We start from the raw sequence: 19,207 nt of genomic DNA on the forward strand, positions 1-19,207 counted from the left end.
GTGATAACTCTCCCTTTATTTAATGATGTTTTTTAATTCTTTCATTGGTATATTGACGACAATGCTCCCGCCGTTCGTATCTTTTTTAATTGCTTCCACAACTTCATCTTCATGATAAATATCGATAATTTTTTTGTATGTTTCATTATCAACGTCTTCTGTACGGACTGCGATAATATTAATATATGGTTTCACAGCATCTGTATTTGGATCTTCTAAATAAATCGCATCCTCTGTCGGAATAAAACCAGCTTGGCCAGCAACTCCATTGTTAATGATAGAAGCTGCCACATCAGGCAATACTCTTGGTGTTTGTTGGGCAACAATTGGAGTGATTTTAATTTGCTTTGGATTGTTTGCAATGCCACTCATATCTCCTAAAATTTCAAAATCGGCTTTTAGTTCTATTAAGCCTGCTGACTCTAACAGCTTTAAGGCTCTTGCTTGGTTAGTTGGATCATCAGGTATCGCAATTTCTGCTCCATCTGGAATGTCATCTGGTGATGTAAATTTTTCAGAGTACATGCCCATTGGTGCTATTTGTGTCGTGCCAAGCGGTGTAATATCTAAATGATGCTCTTTCTTAAATTCATTTAAAAACGCGATATGTTGAAAGGCATTTAAATCAATTTCTCCATCTGCAAGTGCTTTATTAGGGATGGTGTAATCAGAAAACTCAACTAATTCGATTTCAATTCCTTCGTTTGCAGCTTTTTCTTTAATAATATCCCAATATTGTCCATCCGAACCTGTTACACCTATCTTAACTTTTTCACCTTTTCCCTTGCTGCAAGCTCCGAGCAAGAGCAAAATAAATACAGTAGTTAGTATTAATAATAACGTTTTTTTCATTTTTAGATCCTCTTTTCTCTAAAATAAAGTGAAGATTCCGTCAATATGAATGAATACTTATCCCATGCTACAAGAAATAGTGTATTGTAGACCCGAATCTGTCCTAACTCTTGTGGCCATACCTGATGAATTCCTTTTATTATTAACGGCGCAAAAATATTTTTGCTAAAAAATTTCCCGTGTACTGAGCAATTTGAACGAGAATGATTAAAATAATGACTGTTACAATCATGACAGAAGTATCAAAGCGCTGATAGCCGTAAGTCATTGCTAAATGTCCTAAGCCACCGCCCCCTACTGTTCCAGCCATTGCCGAGAAATCTATTAAAGCAACCGTTACAAACGTAATCCCTAGAATAAGCGGACCAAGCGCTTCCGGAATAAGCACACCAAAGATAATCTGCAGCGGACTAGCCCCCATCGCTTTTGCAGCTTCAATTACGCCTGGATCAATGGAGACAAGATTATTTTCTACAACACGTGCAATAACAAACGATGCAGCGATTGTCATTGGAAAAATTGCCGCCGATGTTCCGATGATCGTACCTACCACAGCTCTCGTTAGTGGGCTAATCGCAACTAAAAAGATAATAAATGGGATCGGACGAATGATATTAATAAGAATATTAATACTGGTAAATATATATTTATTTTCAAGAATGTTGCCCTTTCGTGTTGCGAAAAGCAGCAAACCAAGTGGAAGACCGATCAATGTTGCAAAAATAAGTGTAAAAATAACCATGATGATCGTATCGCCGCTTGCCTCGACTACTCGCGGCCAAAATGTATTCCAATCAACCTTCATCTGGCGTCACTTCCTTTATCTGTACATATTGTTCTAAGTATGTTAATACATTTTTAATTTCTTGGTCACTCCCTTTTAATTCCACTATTAAATTACCAAAAAGTGTTCCCTGCAATTCAGTAATATTTCCATATAAGATATTCACGTCTACTTGGTGTTTTTTCGCAACTTTTGACAGCAGCGGCTGTTTTGTTGCGTCACCGGAAAAGATAAATCGATATATATTGGCATTGTCGGCACTTAATCGTGTTAGTATATTTTTAGGAATTTTTTCATCTAACACAGAACGAATAAAATTCTTCGTCGTTTGCTTTTTTGGATTTGTAAAAATATCATAAATACTCCCAACCTCTATTACCTTTCCATTTTCCATCACTGCAACACGGTCACAGATTTTGCGAATGACTTGCATTTCATGCGTAATTAATAAAATCGTTACCTGATATTCTTCATTTATTTTTTTTAAGAGGTTTAATATCTCTTCAGTCGTCTCTGGATCAAGTGCAGAGGTTGCCTCATCACAGATTAAAATATTTGGAGAATTAGCAAGCGCCCGAGCAATGCCAACTCTCTGTTTCTGGCCGCCAGAAAGCTGCTCTGGATAGTGATCAGCTTTATCTTCTAAGCCAACAAAATGAAGCAATTCTCTTACACGCAAATCGATTTGGTCTTTCGGTAGTTTTGCGAGTTTTAACGGATATGCAATATTTCCATACACATTTCTAGAATGAAATAAATTAAAGTTTTGAAAAATCATCCCGATTCCTTGCCGCATTTTACGAAGTTCTTTCGGTTTTAAAGAACGAACGTCTTGATTATTTACAATCACTTTCCCCGAAGTAGGAACTTCCAGTAGATTTACTAATCTTAATAATGTGCTTTTGCCTGCACCGCTAAAACCTATCACACCAAAAATCTCACTTTTTTTTATCGATAAGTCAACATCAGCTACGGCTTGAACTTCGTTATCTTTCGTTTGAAATAATTTGCTAACTCCTTCAAACTTAATCACCTCTAGCTCCTCCTTCTTTATTTACAGGCAAAATTTCCATCTGAACAGCAATTTGCATATCCTCCTGTTTTTAGTCTTATAGACATCTGATGACCTGATGTCTCATTTGAGTTTGAAGCCATTTTTCTCTCCTTTTCTGCTACATAGATTTAATTAAATCAACAAATAAATAGAAATTCCACAAGGTAAGATGGAAAACAACGCCTGTAAAATAAACTTGCTAAAAACAGCAAAAAACCTCTCTTCTTATCCGATTGAACAAGATAAGAAGGAGGTTTATATGTATAAAGCGCTTCTTATCGATCAGATCACATCATGTACATGCAACCTGCAGGAATTGGCACGGTATTTGTTAAACAAACCCGTTGCCGAGGTTTCATAGGGCCAGTCCCTCCACCTCTCTGGATAAGGAATAAAAGTATTTAACTGTTGAACTGATTATAATAGAGTAAAAGATAGAAGTCAACACTAAATATCATTCGTTCTAAAAGATTGAAAACACAAAAAATTACCCGAAGAGGCAATATAGTTTTCATGTCAGTAAACAAAATGTTATCCGTAGATTATTCACAATAATAAGATTCCTTCAGTTCATGGCGCATAAGAAAAAGCAAAAAACATCATAATTGTAGGAAAATCGATGCTGCTAATAAGAAAATCAGCAAGGCATTATCTCTCATATAAAGCAGCATCATCGTATGGGCAAAGTTCATTTGCTTGCAATACTATAGGCAGTAACAAAGCAATGGAATTCTACAACAAGGAATGCACTATTTAGAAAAAAATAAATTTTCAGTGGTGTTTTTACCTTCACTGAAAAAGAACCGGTTAGTAAATTAAATTAATAACCTCTTCAAGTGTAATATTTCCAAAATAGTGCTTAGCATCTATATCTTTTAAAGCCTCATCTATATCAGAGCGTTCATAGCGAATTCCGATAAGCCGCTTTTCTATATCACTAACATCACCAACGCCAAAGAAATCACCATAAATTTTACATTGTTCTATTTTTCCTTTATTGACATCTAAACGAATATCGATTGAACCGATAGGAAAACGATGAGAATGCTGAACATTGCATTTCGGTGATTTGCCATAATTCCAGTCCCAATTTTGATAGCGTTCTTTTGATAGCTGATGAATCTTTTCCCAATCACTTTCTGTTAAATGGTATTCTGGAATCTCGTCTTTTCCTTCAAAGATAGTGCGTAATAGCACCGAACGGAATGCGTCCGTTGTCATCTTTTCTTTCATGAACTCAGAAATATTTGCTACACGGCTGCGAATTGATTTAATACCTTTTGATTCAATCTTATCTTTTCTTACACGAAGAGCAGATACAACATGATCAATTTCAGAATCGAACATAAGCGTCCCATGGCTAAACATTCGTCCACGCGTTGCAAACTGAGCATTTCCTGAAATTTTTCGGCCCCCAGCTAAAATGTCATTTCGACCGCTAAGCTCGGCTTCGACGCCTAGCTTTGCTAATGCTTGTACAACAGGCTCCGTAAACTTCCTGAAATTATGAAAGCTTTCTCCGTCATCCTTCGTAATAAAACTAAAGTTTAAATTCCCTAAATCGTGGTAGACTGCACCACCGCCGGATAAACGGCGCACAACCTTAATGCCATTTTTTTCAACATAGTCAGTATTTATTTCTTCAATTGTGTTTTGATTTTTCCCAATAATAATAGATGGCTCATTAATATAGAAAAGCAAATAGGTTTCGTTAATATCTAAGTTTTTTAACGCATATTCTTCAATTGCTAGATTAATGCGCGGATCGGTTATTCCTTTATTATCAATAAATAACATGGTGCTTCCTCCTTATTGTTGTTCTTCTCTATCATAGCATGAATTTCTTTCTCTACGCCTCTCATAAAATCGGCAAAATCGAATACAGCAGTTGAAATTCCCTGCAATAAAGTGAAACTTCCATCAGTGGGGTTTTTTTCTCATCCCCCACTGATAAGAAGTAGAACAAAGGCTAAGATCGCAACGTCCTGTTGCAACGCCTTTGTGACCGACATCCTCGAAAAAGAAAAGCACTTTTTCTTCGTGCGATGTTGATTCAAGAAGCTTTCCTTGTCCTGTCGGCCCGAACCAATCGGACATTTGACTTTCAGTTGTCCCCCACCTAGCGCTTCTGATTCCTCTTACTCTCGAGGTGGGGATCTTACTGCCAGTTAGATGTGAGATAAATGAGAATGAATATCACTTCTTTATTATAAAATGAAACTGCTATCAATGGGAGTTTTTTTCTTATTCAAATCGATAAGGAGAAGATTGCAACTTCCTAAAAGCAGACGGCTGCTTTTTCTTATCATACGCTTGAACCAATCGGGACATTTGATATTCATTGAGGTGGAATTTACTTCTAGTGATGTAGGATTATTTTTCATTTATTTATTGACGAAAAACCTTCTGTTATAATACAATGTATTTAACATCTAATTAGTTATATAACAAATTAAGCGATAAGGAGTGTAAAATCCATGTTAAAAAGTGTTGTTGAATTTTTTAGAAACTTGCCAGCAAAGCATTGTGCAGAATGCGGAGAAGAAATTGACGAACAACATGAATGCTATGGAATGAAGTGTGAAAATTGTTTAGACATTCGCTAAAATAGTCGGTACAAAAAAGAAATGAGATAAGTGGACTTAAAATAAATGCTAAGCTTACAGAACTTGATTAACCTATGTTTCATATCGATAATAAAATAAAAACACCACTTTCAATGGGGATGAAGGTGGTGTTTCCTTTTTTTCTTCGTATCGTTTTTGATTAGTCATTTTCCTGTAGAAGCGGCAAGTAAATCGTTATTTTAGTGCCCTTCCCATATTCACTATCAACCTTTAACATGCCTCCATGCAACTTTGTTAAACGTTCAACAATTGATAGGCCTAAGCCTGTGCCGCCTTCCTTTCGCGTTCGCGCTTTATCAACTCGATAAAAGCGTTCAGTAATATGCTTTAAATCTGCTTTTGGGATACCTGGGCCATTGTCTTCAATACAAATGAAACAAAATCCGTTTCTATTATTTTCTAATGTTACTTGGATTTTGCCATCAACAGGTGTATATCGAATAGCATTATCTAAGATGTTCATAAATAATTGATCAAGCCGGCCTTCGTCTGCTTCCACAATGACATCATAATCTAGTGCTGTCAGCAGCCGAATGTTTTTATCTTTTAAGCGCGGTTGAATTTGGGCAATGGTTTCCTCGATTGTCTGCGCTAAAGGCAGAGGCATTTTCGTTAATGAAAACTCGTTGGCATCGAGCTTTGCCAAGTCTAATAAGTCATCGACAAGGCGCTCCATCCGTTTTGACTCTCTTAAAATAATTTGATGGTACTTTCCTGTTTCCTCTTCTGTAATCATGCCCATCTGAATCGCCTCTGTATATCCCTTTATGTAGCTTAAAGGGGTGCGCAGCTCATGAGATACGTTAGCTAAAAATTCTTTGCGCTGTTCATCTTCCTTTTGAATCGATTCGGCCATTTCATTGAATGTCTTACCTAATTGGCCAATTTCATCATCTTGAACGGTATTAACCCTAATGGATAAATTCCCATCAGATAATTGCTCCGCAGCTGATTTCATATCATATAACGGTGCAACCATATGCTGCAGCCATTTCGTTCCGATCGATAGAGCAAGAATTAAAAAAATACCAGTCCCTAAGAGCCAATACATCGTATACTTAAAGGTAAGATCAGCTAATTTAGCAAGTGGAAAATATAAATAAATAATGCCTTCTAACCTTTTTTCATGGAGCAGCGGCACAACAACAGAGATAACATCGCGGTCAAACCGCTCTTCATATCCCTTTTTATAAATAACTTCTCCCTCAAGCAGTTTTTCTCGATCTTCGCTGCCGATCAGGGCATCATAATCTAATTCAAAAGGAATGCACATACTCAGTTCCCGAGGATTTCTAACAGCAAATATTTCAAATTTTGAACGCTCATTATACCAAGCGATCTGATCGACAAAAGCATTAGAAACAGGCCCTCCAGTATAATCTACTGAAAGGCTTTTCCCAGTCTCCAACATTTCTTCTTCAATGCTTTTCACATAAAGTCTTTCATACAGAACGTTAGAAAAAAGATACGTATACAAAATCGCAGCAATAAAAGCGACGAAAAGAAAAAGGGATAGCTTTTTTGATAAGCTCATGTTCATTTTGGCACCTCAAACTTATACCCATATCCCCAAATCGTTTGGATATAATTGCTCGCTTCCTTCCCAAGTTTCATACGAATCGTTTTGATGTGTGTATCAACCGTTCTCGTTCCTCCATGATAATCCAATCCCCAGACTTTATCTAACAAACTTTCTCTTGAAAAAGCTGTACCATGATGCTCCATCATCAGACGAAGCATTTCAAACTCTTTAAAAGTTAAATGAACTGCCTTTCCAGCAACGCTCATATTTCTGGAAATGGCATCCATTTCTATCATACCGTGCTGGACAACGCCTTGCTTTTGATTCTTTCCAGAGATGCGGCGGAGCACTGCTTCGATGCGTGCTACTAATGCTCCAGGTGAAAATGGTTTGACAATATAATCATCCCCACCTATTTGCAATCCCTTTACCATGTCCCATTCTTCTCCTTTTGCTGTTAAAAAAATGACTGGAACCGCACTTTCTCTTCTTATTTCTTCACAAATTGTAAATCCGTCTTTACCTGGAAGCATAATATCCAATAATATGAGATCAATATTTTTCGAGTTTAAATGGTGGAAGGCTTCGTCTCCGTTTTCGCCTTCAATAGTAGTGAAACCAGAATTTTGTAAATACATCGAGATCAGCTGTCGCATATCGGCCTCATCATCAACAATTAAAATGGTTGCCATCTTCTTCACCTACTCTCTTTTGATGATTACAAATGGTCCTGTTCCGACCTTTACTTTTTTTTCTATCTCAAGGGTTTGTGGATGAATCCAATATACTTCGTCGCTATCGTAGCCAGCGACAATCAGTTTTCCTGCAAATGATTCCATTGCAAATGGGTTCGCCCCTACATGAATATGATTTATTTTCTTTTTGTCATGATTGAAATGGTATAAACTATTAGTGCCATGACTCAAAACATAGATGCCGTCGTGATCTTCATGGAAATTAACAGGCATTAACGGCGCCTCGATTTCTTCCTTTAATGTTCCATCAGCTAACGAATAAATGGCGACAGCCGTTCTCGGTTCCTTTCCGCTTCCATGTCCGCCAACCCATAATTCACCCGCCTCTTCTCTCACAAGCATTCCCGCAGAATCAGAGTGAATGTGCATTTCTTTCGTAACTTCATAGTTTTCGATATCAATCATTTGTAAGATTGTATCTTGATAGCATGCGATAACTAATTGGTCATTCATCAATTTCATTGTCATTGGATATGTACCGGTTGCAATACTTTTAACTTCTTTTCCGTTTCGATCGAAAAACCGTACTTCGTTCTTTTCTTTATCTGTAAAAACAAACTGAGATTTGGATGGAAGATACAAACCATTCGTCATGCCTTTTCCCGTTTTCAAGCGTTTTTCTATACTCCCCGTTTTTAAGGAATAGAGATCAACTGTTTCCTCTTCTGTTCCATACAAAACCAATGTATCACGATTTGGAAGCAAAAATCCTCCAGTGTATTGCTGTTTCAGCTCCCATTTTGCGATAGTGTCGCCAGTTTCATTTAAAAAAGTCAATGATTTGTCACGCAAGTTCAACGTTGCCACAAAATGTTGCTTTTCCCAAATGGCCTGCTGCAATGGCTGGCCACAGCTGCTTAATAACAAGAAGACGCTTAATAATAGCAAATATTTTACTACTCTCAATTACGTTAGCCACCTTCAATAAATTTACTGCTTTTCACATACCTTATCATCAACATCGGTTGCCTTTGTGATGTTTTAATGAAATCTTTTTGTCTGTTTAAAGAAATGCGTATAGAAAGGCAGATTTTTTTCCCATTTCGTCTATAATGAGAAGATAGATTACATTTCGTGTAGGGGGTTAGTCAATGAAATTATTTCGTCCTTCTTTCTTAATTATTTTTACTGTTTTATTGCTTTTTGTAAGTGCTTGCTCTAACGATAAGAGCGGACGGCCTATTAAAGATTTTACCTTCATTAATCAAGATGGGAAAGAATTTGGCTTAGAAGATATGAAAGGAAAGGTTTGGATTGCTGATTTTATTTTTACAAACTGTACGACTGTCTGTCCACCGATGACGATGAATATGACAGAAATACAAAAACAAATGAAAGAAAAAGGCTATGATGATGTTCATATTGTTTCCTTCACCGTCGATCCAGAAGTCGATACACCTGAAGTATTGAAGGAATACGCGGAAACATTTGAAGCTGATTTAGATAATTGGCAATTTTTAACTGGCTATTCAATGGAAGAAATTGCTGAATTCGCTGAAAAAAATTTCAAAGCTCCTGCATTTAAGCCCGAAAATGATGACCAAGTTATTCATGGATCTGCCTTTTATGTCATTAATAAAGAAGGAGAAATCGTCAAAGATTTTGGCGGAGTAGAAGATGTTCAATTTTCACACATTATGAAGGAAGTAAAGAGATTGCGATAATTTAACTGCTGTCAATGATTTATCATTGACAGTTTTTGATATTTACAGTGTAAATATCAAAATAACAAACATTAGTTTGAAGATAAATAAGTTATAAGGCCGCCTGCAAACCCGCCTACTACAAAAATGTGGAACCGTTCAATAAGTGGGCTACAATCATCGCTAGTATAGTTTATCTAAAGTATAATATACTATCCTCTAACACTTGCAATAAAAGCTCTGGGTTTAACATCACATCGAACGAAGTTTAATCAGTCATACTCTTTTGTGATCTAACTAGAAATATCGTCATAATGATAGAAATTAGCAACCCTCCAAACACATAACCCCAACTAAAAAATGAGACATCATAAAGCGATCCTTCATCAATTTTTTGCATAACACTTGCAATATACAAAGGATTAATATCATAAATAAATGCACTTAGCAAATATATCAGAATTTTCTCTATGATACAGGGAGCCAAAAAACCTAACGCATAAAAAGTTTTACTGTTCCCTTTAAAGAAGACTGAATAATACAATGCCCCAGCTGTATAGGGGAAAGCTATCAATAAAATACCCAAAACATGCTTTACATTCCAACCAATCAAGAACGGTACGGAATATGTCAATAGGTAAGTCATTAGTATAATCAACCAACCTAAACACAATTTGAGAAAAACTATATATCTTTTTTCCAACTTTTACACCTCCCATTTTTTTGTATTGGTGGTGCTTTTCTATCGCCTCATTATCTAAGCATTAACTTATTAATGTGTGGTTGATAGCTTATTGTTTCACATCCGGAAATATTAGTGATAAGGTCAGCCCTGAACCAAGCTCTGATTTTGCATCCAGCTGAATGGCTAAATCATAAGCCATCTTGCTCACCAAGAAGAGTCCCATACCTGTTGCTTGTCTTGTATAAGTACCTCTCCTTCCAGTAAAGCCCTTATCAAAAATAAATGGTAAATCTTCTTCAGATACACCGGGTCCATTATCACTAATAGTTAAAATGGTTTGATCACTCACTTTGTCATAAACCGTTTCAAATTTCAAAATTGGACTATCCTGATTCTGTGCAACGTGTTTCGTACTATTAGCGATTATTTGTTCTAATATAAAAGCTAATCCTTTGCGATCAGAATAAATTTCCATCTCTTTACCTATGAACTGTATTTGAAAACTGGATTCATCTAGTAGTGTGCGATGGTCTTCAATTATCTGTTTACAAAATGCTAGTAAGTTTATAGACTCAAAAATATAATCTTTATGAGCAGCCCCAAGTCTTGCATAATACAAAATATGCTCTACGTCTCCAAGCATTTGATCTCTAATATGAAGCATACGCTGTCTAACAGGGGGAGACATTTCGTCACTGCGGTTATCTAATACCAATGTCATCAATGACAGAGGCTTTTTAATTTCGTGAACCCATCCTTCTATATAGTTTTCATAATCGGTAAGCTCAATGACTTGCTCATTAAGTTCCGCCTGATATGATCTTATGACGCCTCCCATTCTATGGATAAACGACCAATGTGTCTTAGGAGATACCCGGCATAATCTTTCTTCGTTCGTCTCATTTGCTTCTAATAAAAAATCTTGAAAGGCAGCTTCTATTATTTTTTGCTTTCTAAAGATAATGAATACAGACATCGATATCATTGCTAGAGTAAAAACAATCATGAGCCCTACTAGTACCTTAAAGGTTTCTGGATAAGCCAACCAAGCTAAAAAGCTAAATAGAAGATCTGTAGTAATTAAAATAAGAAACCATTGTTTGTAAGCATAAAAACAATTATAGATTTGCTTTATCCATCTCATGATTTCACTTGCCCCCTAAGTCGATAACCCTGACCCCTTACTGTTTCAATTTGATTTTCCAAGTTTAATTGTCGCAGTGTTTTTCGTAAGCGAGTGAGATTGACTTGAAGTGCATTTTCGTCTATATATTGGTCTGTTCCCCATAAAAGTTCTCTCAGTGTTGACTTGGATACAATCTCAGGTCTATGCTGTACTAAAGCCAATAAAATTCTTCCTTCATTAGCTGATAACAATAACGACTGAGATCCCTTATACAAAGTAAAGGTATTTGGGTCTAGCAAAAAACTGCCGCCATCTATCAAGTCTGGTTGTCCTTCAAATCTTCTTAGCAGGTTCTGAATGCGCGCTAATAATCGATCTCGATTACATGGTTTTGTGAGATAATCATCTGCACCTAAATGAAGACCATGTAATTCATCTTGTAACTTATCTCTAGATGTAAGAATCAATATTGGACCAATCCCTTTTGATTTTAGACTTTTGCATATTTCAAATCCTGATTGTTCCGGTAAATTGATGTCTAACAATACTAAGTCTGGTGCCAAAGTGGCTATTTGAGCAACGATATCATGGAAGTCTGCAATTGCTATCACTTCAAACCCTTCTTTTTGCAATATATCCATTAACTCTTCTCTCATCAATGGATCATCTTCAACAATTGTAATCCTCGCCACTTCAGCACCTCCTTCGCTGTAAAATGTAACGGCTCCTTAATCTATATTTGGCTTCCAACGCAATTTATCTATCTCATGATCGGCTGAACGGGCAACGGCTACTCCATAAATGACCAAAATCACGATAACAATACATGCAAAGGCGAAGGCAATAGGATACAGCAACACTTGGTCTTCGATATGAATCATAACAAATGAGATCATAGACCTTATACCAACAGCTCCACTCACGCATGCAAGAGATATAGGTAACAGAAAGGTCCACAACACCTGTCTATGCATCGATTTTTTCATTTGAAGACGTTTTGCCCCCAACATGGAAAGCGTTACATAGCGCCCACCTGTCTGCTTCATCTGCGTCAAAAATTGTAAAGCCAATACCGTACAGGCAATAATCAAGAATAAGAATCCCATATATAGTGTCGTATAACTTCCAGCAACAACGTAGAAAAGTTTGCGCCCAAAGTTTTGTAAATAACTTTCAAACTTGAAGCCTGAAGACGTTAATAAATCTCTAGCCTCCATCATTGGTTTCATTAAACCTTGCTCGTCTTGCAGCTTTTGTGGGATGCGAAAATTCCAATATGACGCATAGGTTGGCATATTTAATAATTGTTCAAACATATGATCAGGGACTATAAATGCTGAAGTAATTTCTACTGAACGATCTGCTACTAATCCTCTCATTGGAATTGATGGGCGTATCAATACTTCCTGATCATTAATGCTCATCAAACTTTGCCCTTTTTTTGCAGCCTCCTCAAGAATATTATCTAGTACAGGCATGCTGTCTAGATTATCCATAGGCATAAAATCTGGATTGAAGTATAAAGCAATTTCATCTGAATCTAGGTTGAGCGGTTTTTCTCCTATCGCTTCTAAAAGTCCATTATAAGATGATTCAGGAATGAGGTAAGGTTTTGTTGCATCTATCTCTAGAGTCCCAAAAAGATTAACTGCTTCAGGGTTTTCCGAACTGATACTGTAACCCTGCATTTCTCCAGATAAAACTTGCTCTTTATAGTTGCTTGGCAGAGCCATAATAATTTGCTCTCTTAATTTAGACCAGTCTACCAACGATAAAGGAAAGTCGTCTTCCCCACTTTCATCCTGATACTTCATTCTTCCAATTTCCATTAGATTTAAGTCCTCTATATATGGTACCATTTTTTCTGAAGTAAGAAATTGCTCAACCTTTTGATCATCCCCATTAACTGTAAAATCATATACCGAGGAACTCCTAGTATAAACACTTTCAAAACTTATAATCGTTGAAGCACCATTTGCTATCAAAATGATAGACAACGTGATTAGAATCGATGTTACAGCAACAGAAGTAGATTTATTAGATATGTTCTCTTGAAATTGCCTTAATGTAAATGTGTGCAGCCCTTTAGTAGATTTGCGCTCGGACAAGCTTGCCAATAATCCTAGTAATTTTCCAAATCCCTTCATAAAAAGGATCGTTCCTAAACAACCGAGAGCCAATGCCACAAACAGAAGTTTTCCTGCAAAATCTGCAAAACGATATAAAACAATCCAATATGCAACACCTAGTAAGACAGCACCTACTAATAGATGGAGTACGTTGCCTTTAAAATGACCCATATCTTGTTTTTTATCCATTTGTTCATAAAGTAATTGATGTACCTCTTGATTAAATAATCTTCTACCAAGAATGACGAGTGCTATCAACTGGATGAATAAAAAACCAATGATGGTAAAGAAAATCGCTCCTACCGACAAGCTTATTTGATGACCGATAATTCCCTGTCCGACTAATTTAGAAACCGTTAAGCTGATGATTTCTGCTAAAAATCCGCCTATTAAAATGCCTCCAATAAGTGCCAAAATAGAAGTATGAACCCCCTCAGCTAAAAGTTGAAGAACAAGGCGTTGTTTACGCATTCCTAACATAAGATAAAGCCCAAACTCTTTGCTTCTCCGATTTAATTGATACCGATTAGCAAATAAAATCAAGAAAAACAATAAAAATAACGCAAATAAGTATACAATTGGCATTTGAGCTAAAAGTTTATCGATCGCATCACTTTCAAACTCCTTTAAGAATAAAATAACATCTTGTCTACCAAGTGAAAGAATGATATAAAACGACGCTATTGCTGTTACAAGTGTTGCAAAGTAGATTAAATTCTCCTTACGACTTCGTTTCGCATTACGATAAATCAGCCTAGAGAACATTTGCACTTCCTCCCCCAAGCTGAGCTAGTAACTGCAAAATTCTTTCATAAAATTTCTCTTGTGACTCATCATGTTTGCGGCGCAGTTCATGAAATATGACACCATCTTGAATAAAAAGGATTCTTGAGCAAAAACTTGCTGCATTAGGATCGTGGCTGACCATTAAAATCGTTCTTCCACTACTTCTATTAATACCTTCCAACTTATTCATTAATGTTCTTGCAGAACGTGTGTCCAATGCTCCTGTCGGTTCATCTGCAAGAACGATATCTGGATCAGAAATCAAACAACGTGCAGCAGCTACCCTTTGCTTTTGTCCCCCAGACATCTGAGATGGGAATTTATGAAGGATATCTGCAATTTCAAAAAAACCTGCTAGCTCATCTAATTTAGCTCGTGCTTTTGCAAAATCCACCCCATGAATAGATAATGGTAATAGTATATTTTCTTGTCCAGTTAGATTATCCAGTAATTCAAAGTCTTGAAACAAATAGCCAATTCGACTACCGCGATACTCAGCTAAATCTTTACTGTCAAAAGCACTGATGTTTTTGCCATTTAAAAGTACACGCCCAAATGTTGGTTTTATTATTGTTGCAATACAGTTCAATAATGTAGTTTTACCAGAGCCACTTGGACCCATTATACCTAAAAATTCTCCTGAAAAAACGTCAAAACTAATCCCCTGTAAAGCTTTTGTTATATTGTTATTCTTACCGTAGTTTTTTTGTAAGTCTTGGACTTCTAATAATTTCCCTTGTCTGACCACTGTATAACGCTCCTTTTTTATTATCATTTTCCGATTATAATTGAATTGAGCTATACACATTATAACCAGTATAAAACACTAGAAACACTTACAAATGAGGTAAGGTAAGGTAAGGTAAGGTAAGGTAAGGTAAGGTAAGGTAAGGTAAGGTAAGGTAAGGTAAGGTAAGGTAAAATGAATGATGTTGAATTGAAAGATTTTGATCCATAGTATCTCTTTGTATTTTCATCCTTGTCCAAACGTTGCTTAGCTGACCCACGCTGATTCGTTTCACTCTAGGAACTGCAGTATATTCATGGCTTAATTAATTCATCCTGCACAAAATCAAAATCCTCCGTGGATCTATCTGCTTGTTCATCTAATGTAAAGCCTTGTTCGTCGGCACCGTTTCAAATAATGATATAATTTTAGACTTTTTCAGCGGAAGTGGGAAAACTGCGCAGTCTATTTTAAAATTAAATGACAAGATGCAGAAATAGGAAATTCATTTTGTGTGAACAGATGGACTATATAGAAAAAGTTACGGTCAACAGAATTTAAAAAAACTTTATTAATTATTTATTGTCAAGTTTACTCATTCCGATCCCATTTTTAATTAATCACTACTAGATCCAGATGTATTTCCACATCATTATCCGAATCATGGTAATAAAAAACACACTCAACTAAAACGATATTTCCACACGATAATCCAAATACCTAAAAAAATTAAATAACTATTTTTTTAGTAGAATCAAATATCACTTCACATGAATTTCAGTAAAAAACATTTGAATCTTTCTTCCTATTAATGTTAAAGTATAATTTGCTATAATTACATTGAATGGAAAATTCGACATAATTGTAACAAAAATTTGAAATATACTTAAGGAAAGGGTGGTACACTTTGAATGTAGGGGTTATAACAAAAGAAGACATTACAAAGCTCCTTAACGATTGGTATGTCGAAATGCGTCATCATCATGTCGTTAAAGCAAGAAAGTTGAAGGAGGAAATTGATAAAAAGATAAATAATATTGAACCGGATCAAGAAATACTCATTTACTATTCTTTGTTAGATTTTCGGTACAAGATGTTAATTGGAGATTATAACCATTATTTAAACGAAGATTTAGTTATTTCAGAGGATACGGATAAATTTTTACAATATTATTATCATTTTTTCAAATTCATCTACGCTACTGAAATTAGAAATTATAGCAATGCAAAGAAACATTACAAGTACGCTGAGAAATTATTGGATTATATTCAAGACGAAGCAGAAAAAGCAGAGTTTAACCATAGAGCTACGGTATTTTATTATTATATTGGTGACTATTGTCGTGCCATTGGCCATGCAATAAATACTAAAAGTTATTTCTCTAAAAACCATGGTTATGAATTTAAACTAGCCGCTTCTCAAACTGCAATCGGAATGTCGTACGTAGCATTATCACAATTTGACCTCGCAGAAAACTACCTTTCATCCGCGTTAAACCTTCTAATAGAAAAAAATGAAAAGTCATCAATCAATAAAATGTATTATAATTTGGGCTTGTTATATTCAAACAAAGGTGATTCTGAATTAGCAATTAAATACCTTTTTGATGGTTATGAAGATAAAGAAAAAGATTATAAAACAATGTTTTTATTGGCAAGAGAGCATTTTAAATTGGGGAATATAAAAGATGCACAAGCTTACATTCAAAAAGGATTAAAAGTGTGTGATACAGAATATATGCACCATTTCACAATTTTAAAGAGGATGGTGGATCAATCTCCAATTGAACAATTGGAGGAAGTTATAGATAAAGCACTTCAATATTTCAAGAGAGAGAATTTGTGGAAGTATGTAAAAGATTATGCAGAGGAGCTAGCTAATCAATTTTTTGCCATGAATAATAACAAAAAATCGAGCAAATTTTTTCGTATTTGTTATGATGCTAGACAAATTTTAAAGTGGGAACCTTTGTATTTGGAGATATAAAAGAGGTTGATTCTTTTTCAAACTTTGATGTGAAACCGTATACTATCTATGTATGTATCATGGGAAACTTTTTAATTAACCTATAAGAAAATGACTTCGGTAAACGAAGTCATTTTCTTATGGTAGGGACCTTGTTATTGGAATACGACCGAGATCCGTGTAAAAAAGGGGCATATTATTATTTTTTCCATATATGTACCTTTTTTATAAATTGGTACATAATTTAAAGTGATATTGGTTTAATTAAAATAAACCATTTTTATCGAAAACAATATTTTAGTTATAAAATACATTGTTTACACATAGTTATTGTGATAACATTTAGCCAACCAATATTTTCAAAAAAAGGGTGTAATTATGGAGAATAAGTTGATGAGTAAGGGTTTTTTATTAAACGTACTTATTTATTTTTTGATTTTTGGGCTAAGAAAGAATAAAAAAAATGCACTAAGAGCAATGTTAATTTCTATAGGTGCTGTATTCTTAATTGCTCTTTTTATTGGAAGATGGACAGGAATGGGAATTGGAGTATTGAGCTTTGGAATGTTAATAGCATATTTAGTTATCTTAGTTTTAGTCAAATTAAAAACCGTTTAAAATTTTTCGAATATTAACAAAAAGTATTTTATTATATCAATGCTTTAGTCATGTATGTTCACATACAAAACTTTTCTTTAGGAATATAAAAAAATATTTAATACATATTACTCTAAGTAAACGTTTTAAACATTTTTTTATTATTTTTATAAGGGGATGATTTTATGAATGGGCTTTATGTTTTTTTTATTGCTATGATAATAGCGATTATTATTTTTTATTTTTTTTCTCGCTATTTGTCAAAAAAGTATCCTCACAGGGCTACCTATTTATGGCCTCCTATCCTATTAACAGTTTGTGCAAGCATCGTTAGTCCTATCTTTCTTTTTAGAAAAAGATGGTTGGGCAATGATGAGTTATTATTTTTTTACTATATCGATTGTAGCTGGAGCATTTATAGGAACATTCATTCCCAAATTACAAATTAAAACACCAAAAAAATAAAAGGCGAATCATCACACCACCTAAAAGGTTTGTGATGATTCGCCAATTAACATTAAATCGAACATGTCTGCAGTGATCCTAACGGTAGCCGATAATCTAAAAATGTTGAATCAAATAATGATTGTCTCCCAATAGAAAGCTTAAAGTGTGCGTTGGTAAAGAGACCATATTCTCCACTTGCACATGCATTCAACGGCATCTCTGCAAAAGCTTCTGCCTCTCCATATATTCCTAGTTTGCTAGTTAAAGTAGCAAAATCAACAGAAAATAAATAGGAAGAGATGTCGGTTTTTAATCCTGCTTGGATATGTGTTGAGCCTTTTCCATCAATAGTGAAGTTCGTATTGTTCTCAAGGTTGTTCACTGGACGAAAGCCATTTTCATCTTTGACAATGCCTATATTTGCGATCACTTCATTTGAAAAAGCTGTCTCGATATCTCCTTGCAGTGATCCTTCTAAAATACTGCTTGCCTTAAACGATACTCCTACAGAAGGCAAGTATGGAATTGGAATATTTAACTCGCCTAAAATAATTTCTTTTTCAAATTGATCTTCGTCTATTTTGATTCCATTCGGTGTTTTTATTTGTAACTCACTTTGCACTTTACTGTTAAAAACCATGGAAAATTTTTGAAATGTGAAGCGAGAGAACTCATAATCTACATCAACATTTGCTTCTGCCAGTCGAATAAAGCCATTCACAAGCACCTCTTGTCCACCAATATTAATGGATACATTGTCTAGCGTATACTCGAGCCCATCTATGAAAGATTGCTTCTCATCGCTGTGATAATAATTCGCAACTGTTACTCCTTTAGGCAGTGATGCTGTTTCGACATATTCTTCCTGTAAAGGGATTGTTTCAGAAACAGTTAAATCTGATACAAGCTCTTCGAATAGCGGCTCTGATGTTTCTACATAATAATAATATTCATCAGAATGGATTGCTTCCACTTTTCTAGCTAAGCCAAATGGATGCTCTTCAGAAGGGGGAAGCGTCATAATATCACCTATCTTGAGCGTTTCTCCTTCATGCAATGGAACAATCATCGTTTCTCCAATGATGTCTACATCTTTGTCATGAAGAGTCTCGATGTTTTTTGCTTCAACAAATACAGCTTCCTCATCTGTTTTTTCCATGATTGGGGATTCTGCTGCCTTGACTTGAATTTGCAAAGAAGGAAAAGTCATTAACACAAAACAGATAAGAAATAGAATTGCTGCCTTTTTTCTGCTAAACGTTTTCATGTTCCATCCTCCTCATTTTTTTGATTTTTATCTAAAGATTTAGATATATATACCTATCATAACATGAAACATAAGGTAAAATCTATCAATATTTCATTTTGTTCCTTTATCATCCTGAAAATCTTTCATTTAGAAACATAGGCAACTTACCCCACATCTAACTGGCAGTAAGACCCCCAAGAATTAGAGTAATCAAGAAGTCTAGGTGGGGGTCAAATGTCCGATTGGTTCGGGCCGATC

At 35.4% G+C, this 19,207-nt stretch carries 18 protein-coding genes and 1 riboswitch; of the genes, 4 read left to right on the forward strand and 14 right to left on the reverse strand.

Annotated features, from left to right (window positions below; translation table 11 throughout):
* Positions 1-15: 15 nt before the first annotated feature.
* The 5 genes from J2S08_RS02780 to J2S08_RS02800 form a co-directional block, all read right to left on the reverse strand.
* Positions 16-852, reverse strand: coding sequence for a MetQ/NlpA family ABC transporter substrate-binding protein (locus J2S08_RS02780; RefSeq protein WP_307226443.1), 837 nt, complete (start codon positions 850-852; stop codon positions 16-18).
* Between the two features lie 142 nt (positions 853-994).
* Entirely contained in the window at positions 995-1,657 is a 663-nt protein-coding gene (locus tag J2S08_RS02785; RefSeq protein ID WP_307226445.1) for a methionine ABC transporter permease, read from the reverse strand.
* Positions 1,647-2,669: a methionine ABC transporter ATP-binding protein gene (locus tag J2S08_RS02790; protein WP_307226447.1), complete on the reverse strand. Its 1,023-nt coding sequence runs from the start codon at positions 2,667-2,669 to the stop codon at positions 1,647-1,649. Before J2S08_RS02790 ends, J2S08_RS02785 begins: the two co-directional genes overlap by 11 nt.
* 293 nt (positions 2,670-2,962) lie before the next feature.
* Positions 2,963-3,081, reverse strand: a riboswitch (SAM riboswitch).
* A 416-nt stretch (positions 3,082-3,497) separates the two neighbouring features.
* Positions 3,498-4,487 (reverse strand): lipoate--protein ligase, encoded by a 990-nt coding sequence (locus J2S08_RS02795; RefSeq protein ID WP_307226449.1) that lies wholly within the window; start codon positions 4,485-4,487, stop codon positions 3,498-3,500.
* Positions 4,488-4,610: 123 nt separating this feature from the next.
* Positions 4,611-4,787 carry a hypothetical protein gene (locus tag J2S08_RS02800; protein ID WP_307226451.1) on the reverse strand — a complete coding sequence of 59 codons (177 nt, stop codon included), beginning with the start codon at positions 4,785-4,787 and terminating at the stop codon, positions 4,611-4,613.
* Between the two features lie 380 nt (positions 4,788-5,167).
* Here J2S08_RS02800 and yhfH point away from each other — a divergent pair, with 380 nt between their 5' ends.
* Positions 5,168-5,296: a protein YhfH gene (gene yhfH, locus J2S08_RS02805; protein ID WP_307226453.1), complete on the forward strand. Its 129-nt coding sequence runs from the start codon at positions 5,168-5,170 to the stop codon at positions 5,294-5,296.
* 160 nt (positions 5,297-5,456) lie between these two features.
* On the opposite strand, the gene J2S08_RS02810 is transcribed toward yhfH, so the two are convergent.
* The 3 genes from J2S08_RS02810 to J2S08_RS02820 are packed head-to-tail and all read right to left on the reverse strand — an operon-like array spanning position 5,457 to position 8,500.
* The gene (locus J2S08_RS02810; protein ID WP_307226455.1) at positions 5,457-6,851 is read right to left on the reverse strand and encodes a sensor histidine kinase; all 1,395 of its coding nucleotides are present in this window, start codon (positions 6,849-6,851) and stop codon (positions 5,457-5,459) included.
* Positions 6,852-6,853: 2 nt separating this feature from the next.
* On the reverse strand, positions 6,854-7,531 hold the full coding sequence (locus tag J2S08_RS02815; RefSeq protein WP_307226457.1) for a response regulator transcription factor: 678 nt from the start codon (positions 7,529-7,531) through the stop codon (positions 6,854-6,856).
* A gap of 9 nt (positions 7,532-7,540) precedes the next feature.
* A complete protein-coding gene (locus J2S08_RS02820; protein ID WP_307226459.1) occupies positions 7,541-8,500 on the reverse strand; it encodes a YncE family protein in 960 nt (319 codons plus the stop codon).
* A gap of 185 nt (positions 8,501-8,685) precedes the next feature.
* Between J2S08_RS02820 and J2S08_RS02825 the strand changes: the two genes are divergently transcribed.
* Positions 8,686-9,258, forward strand: coding sequence for an SCO family protein (locus tag J2S08_RS02825; protein ID WP_307226461.1), 573 nt, complete (start codon positions 8,686-8,688; stop codon positions 9,256-9,258).
* 247 nt (positions 9,259-9,505) lie between these two features.
* On the opposite strand, the gene J2S08_RS02830 is transcribed toward J2S08_RS02825, so the two are convergent.
* The 5 genes from J2S08_RS02830 to J2S08_RS02850 form a co-directional block, all read right to left on the reverse strand.
* Positions 9,506-9,940 (reverse strand): hypothetical protein, encoded by a 435-nt coding sequence (locus tag J2S08_RS02830; protein WP_307226463.1) that lies wholly within the window; start codon positions 9,938-9,940, stop codon positions 9,506-9,508.
* A gap of 88 nt (positions 9,941-10,028) precedes the next feature.
* Complete coding sequence (locus J2S08_RS02835; RefSeq protein WP_307226465.1) at positions 10,029-11,066, reverse strand: sensor histidine kinase; 1,038 nt, start codon at positions 11,064-11,066, stop codon at positions 10,029-10,031.
* Complete coding sequence (locus J2S08_RS02840; RefSeq protein WP_307226467.1) at positions 11,063-11,740, reverse strand: response regulator transcription factor; 678 nt, start codon at positions 11,738-11,740, stop codon at positions 11,063-11,065. The genes J2S08_RS02835 and J2S08_RS02840 overlap by 4 nt, the downstream gene beginning before the upstream one ends.
* Before the next feature lie 36 nt (positions 11,741-11,776).
* Positions 11,777-13,942, reverse strand: a complete 2,166-nt coding sequence (locus tag J2S08_RS02845; RefSeq protein WP_307226469.1) for an ABC transporter permease — start codon at positions 13,940-13,942, stop codon at positions 11,777-11,779.
* Positions 13,932-14,711, reverse strand: coding sequence for an ABC transporter ATP-binding protein (locus J2S08_RS02850; RefSeq protein WP_307226471.1), 780 nt, complete (start codon positions 14,709-14,711; stop codon positions 13,932-13,934). Before J2S08_RS02850 ends, J2S08_RS02845 begins: the two co-directional genes overlap by 11 nt.
* An 886-nt stretch (positions 14,712-15,597) precedes the next feature.
* Here J2S08_RS02850 and J2S08_RS02855 point away from each other — a divergent pair.
* Positions 15,598-16,677 carry a Rap family tetratricopeptide repeat protein gene (locus J2S08_RS02855; protein WP_307226473.1) on the forward strand — a complete coding sequence of 360 codons (1,080 nt, stop codon included), beginning with the start codon at positions 15,598-15,600 and terminating at the stop codon, positions 16,675-16,677.
* Positions 16,678-17,049: 372 nt separating this feature from the next.
* Positions 17,050-17,274, forward strand: coding sequence for a YesK family protein (locus J2S08_RS02860; protein WP_307226475.1), 225 nt, complete (start codon positions 17,050-17,052; stop codon positions 17,272-17,274).
* Positions 17,275-17,770: 496 nt separating this feature from the next.
* Here J2S08_RS02860 and J2S08_RS02865 read toward each other — a convergent pair whose 3' ends face one another.
* Complete coding sequence (locus J2S08_RS02865) at positions 17,771-18,967, reverse strand: hypothetical protein (RefSeq protein ID WP_307226477.1); 1,197 nt, start codon at positions 18,965-18,967, stop codon at positions 17,771-17,773.
* Positions 18,968-19,207 lie beyond the last annotated feature (240 nt).

The sequence above is a fragment of the Bacillus chungangensis genome, from assembly GCF_030812995.1.
GTDB classification, from domain to species: domain Bacteria; phylum Bacillota; class Bacilli; order Bacillales; family Bacillaceae_C; genus Bacillus_CF; species Bacillus_CF chungangensis.

Bases quoted from the DNA above. Each gene is read 5' to 3' on its own strand.
- J2S08_RS02780 (WP_307226443.1), bottom strand. From the start codon at position 852: ATGAAAAAAACGTTATTATTAATACTAACTACTGTATTTATTTTGCTC.
- J2S08_RS02785 (WP_307226445.1), bottom strand. From the start codon at position 1,657: ATGAAGGTTGATTGGAATACATTTTGGCCGCGAGTAGTCGAGGCAAGC.
- J2S08_RS02795 (WP_307226449.1), bottom strand. From the start codon at position 4,487: ATGTTATTTATTGATAATAAAGGAATAACCGATCCGCGCATTAATCTA.
- J2S08_RS02800 (WP_307226451.1), bottom strand. From the start codon at position 4,787: ATGTCCGATTGGTTCGGGCCGACAGGACAAGGAAAGCTTCTTGAATCA.
- yhfH (WP_307226453.1), top strand. From the start codon at position 5,168: ATGTTAAAAAGTGTTGTTGAATTTTTTAGAAACTTGCCAGCAAAGCAT.
- J2S08_RS02810 (WP_307226455.1), bottom strand. From the start codon at position 6,851: ATGAGCTTATCAAAAAAGCTATCCCTTTTTCTTTTCGTCGCTTTTATT.
- J2S08_RS02815 (WP_307226457.1), bottom strand. From the start codon at position 7,531: ATGGCAACCATTTTAATTGTTGATGATGAGGCCGATATGCGACAGCTG.
- J2S08_RS02825 (WP_307226461.1), top strand. From the start codon at position 8,686: ATGAAATTATTTCGTCCTTCTTTCTTAATTATTTTTACTGTTTTATTG.
- J2S08_RS02835 (WP_307226465.1), bottom strand. From the start codon at position 11,066: ATGAGATGGATAAAGCAAATCTATAATTGTTTTTATGCTTACAAACAA.
- J2S08_RS02845 (WP_307226469.1), bottom strand. From the start codon at position 13,942: ATGTTCTCTAGGCTGATTTATCGTAATGCGAAACGAAGTCGTAAGGAG.
- J2S08_RS02860 (WP_307226475.1), top strand. From the start codon at position 17,050: ATGAGTAAGGGTTTTTTATTAAACGTACTTATTTATTTTTTGATTTTT.
- J2S08_RS02865 (WP_307226477.1), bottom strand. From the start codon at position 18,967: ATGAAAACGTTTAGCAGAAAAAAGGCAGCAATTCTATTTCTTATCTGT.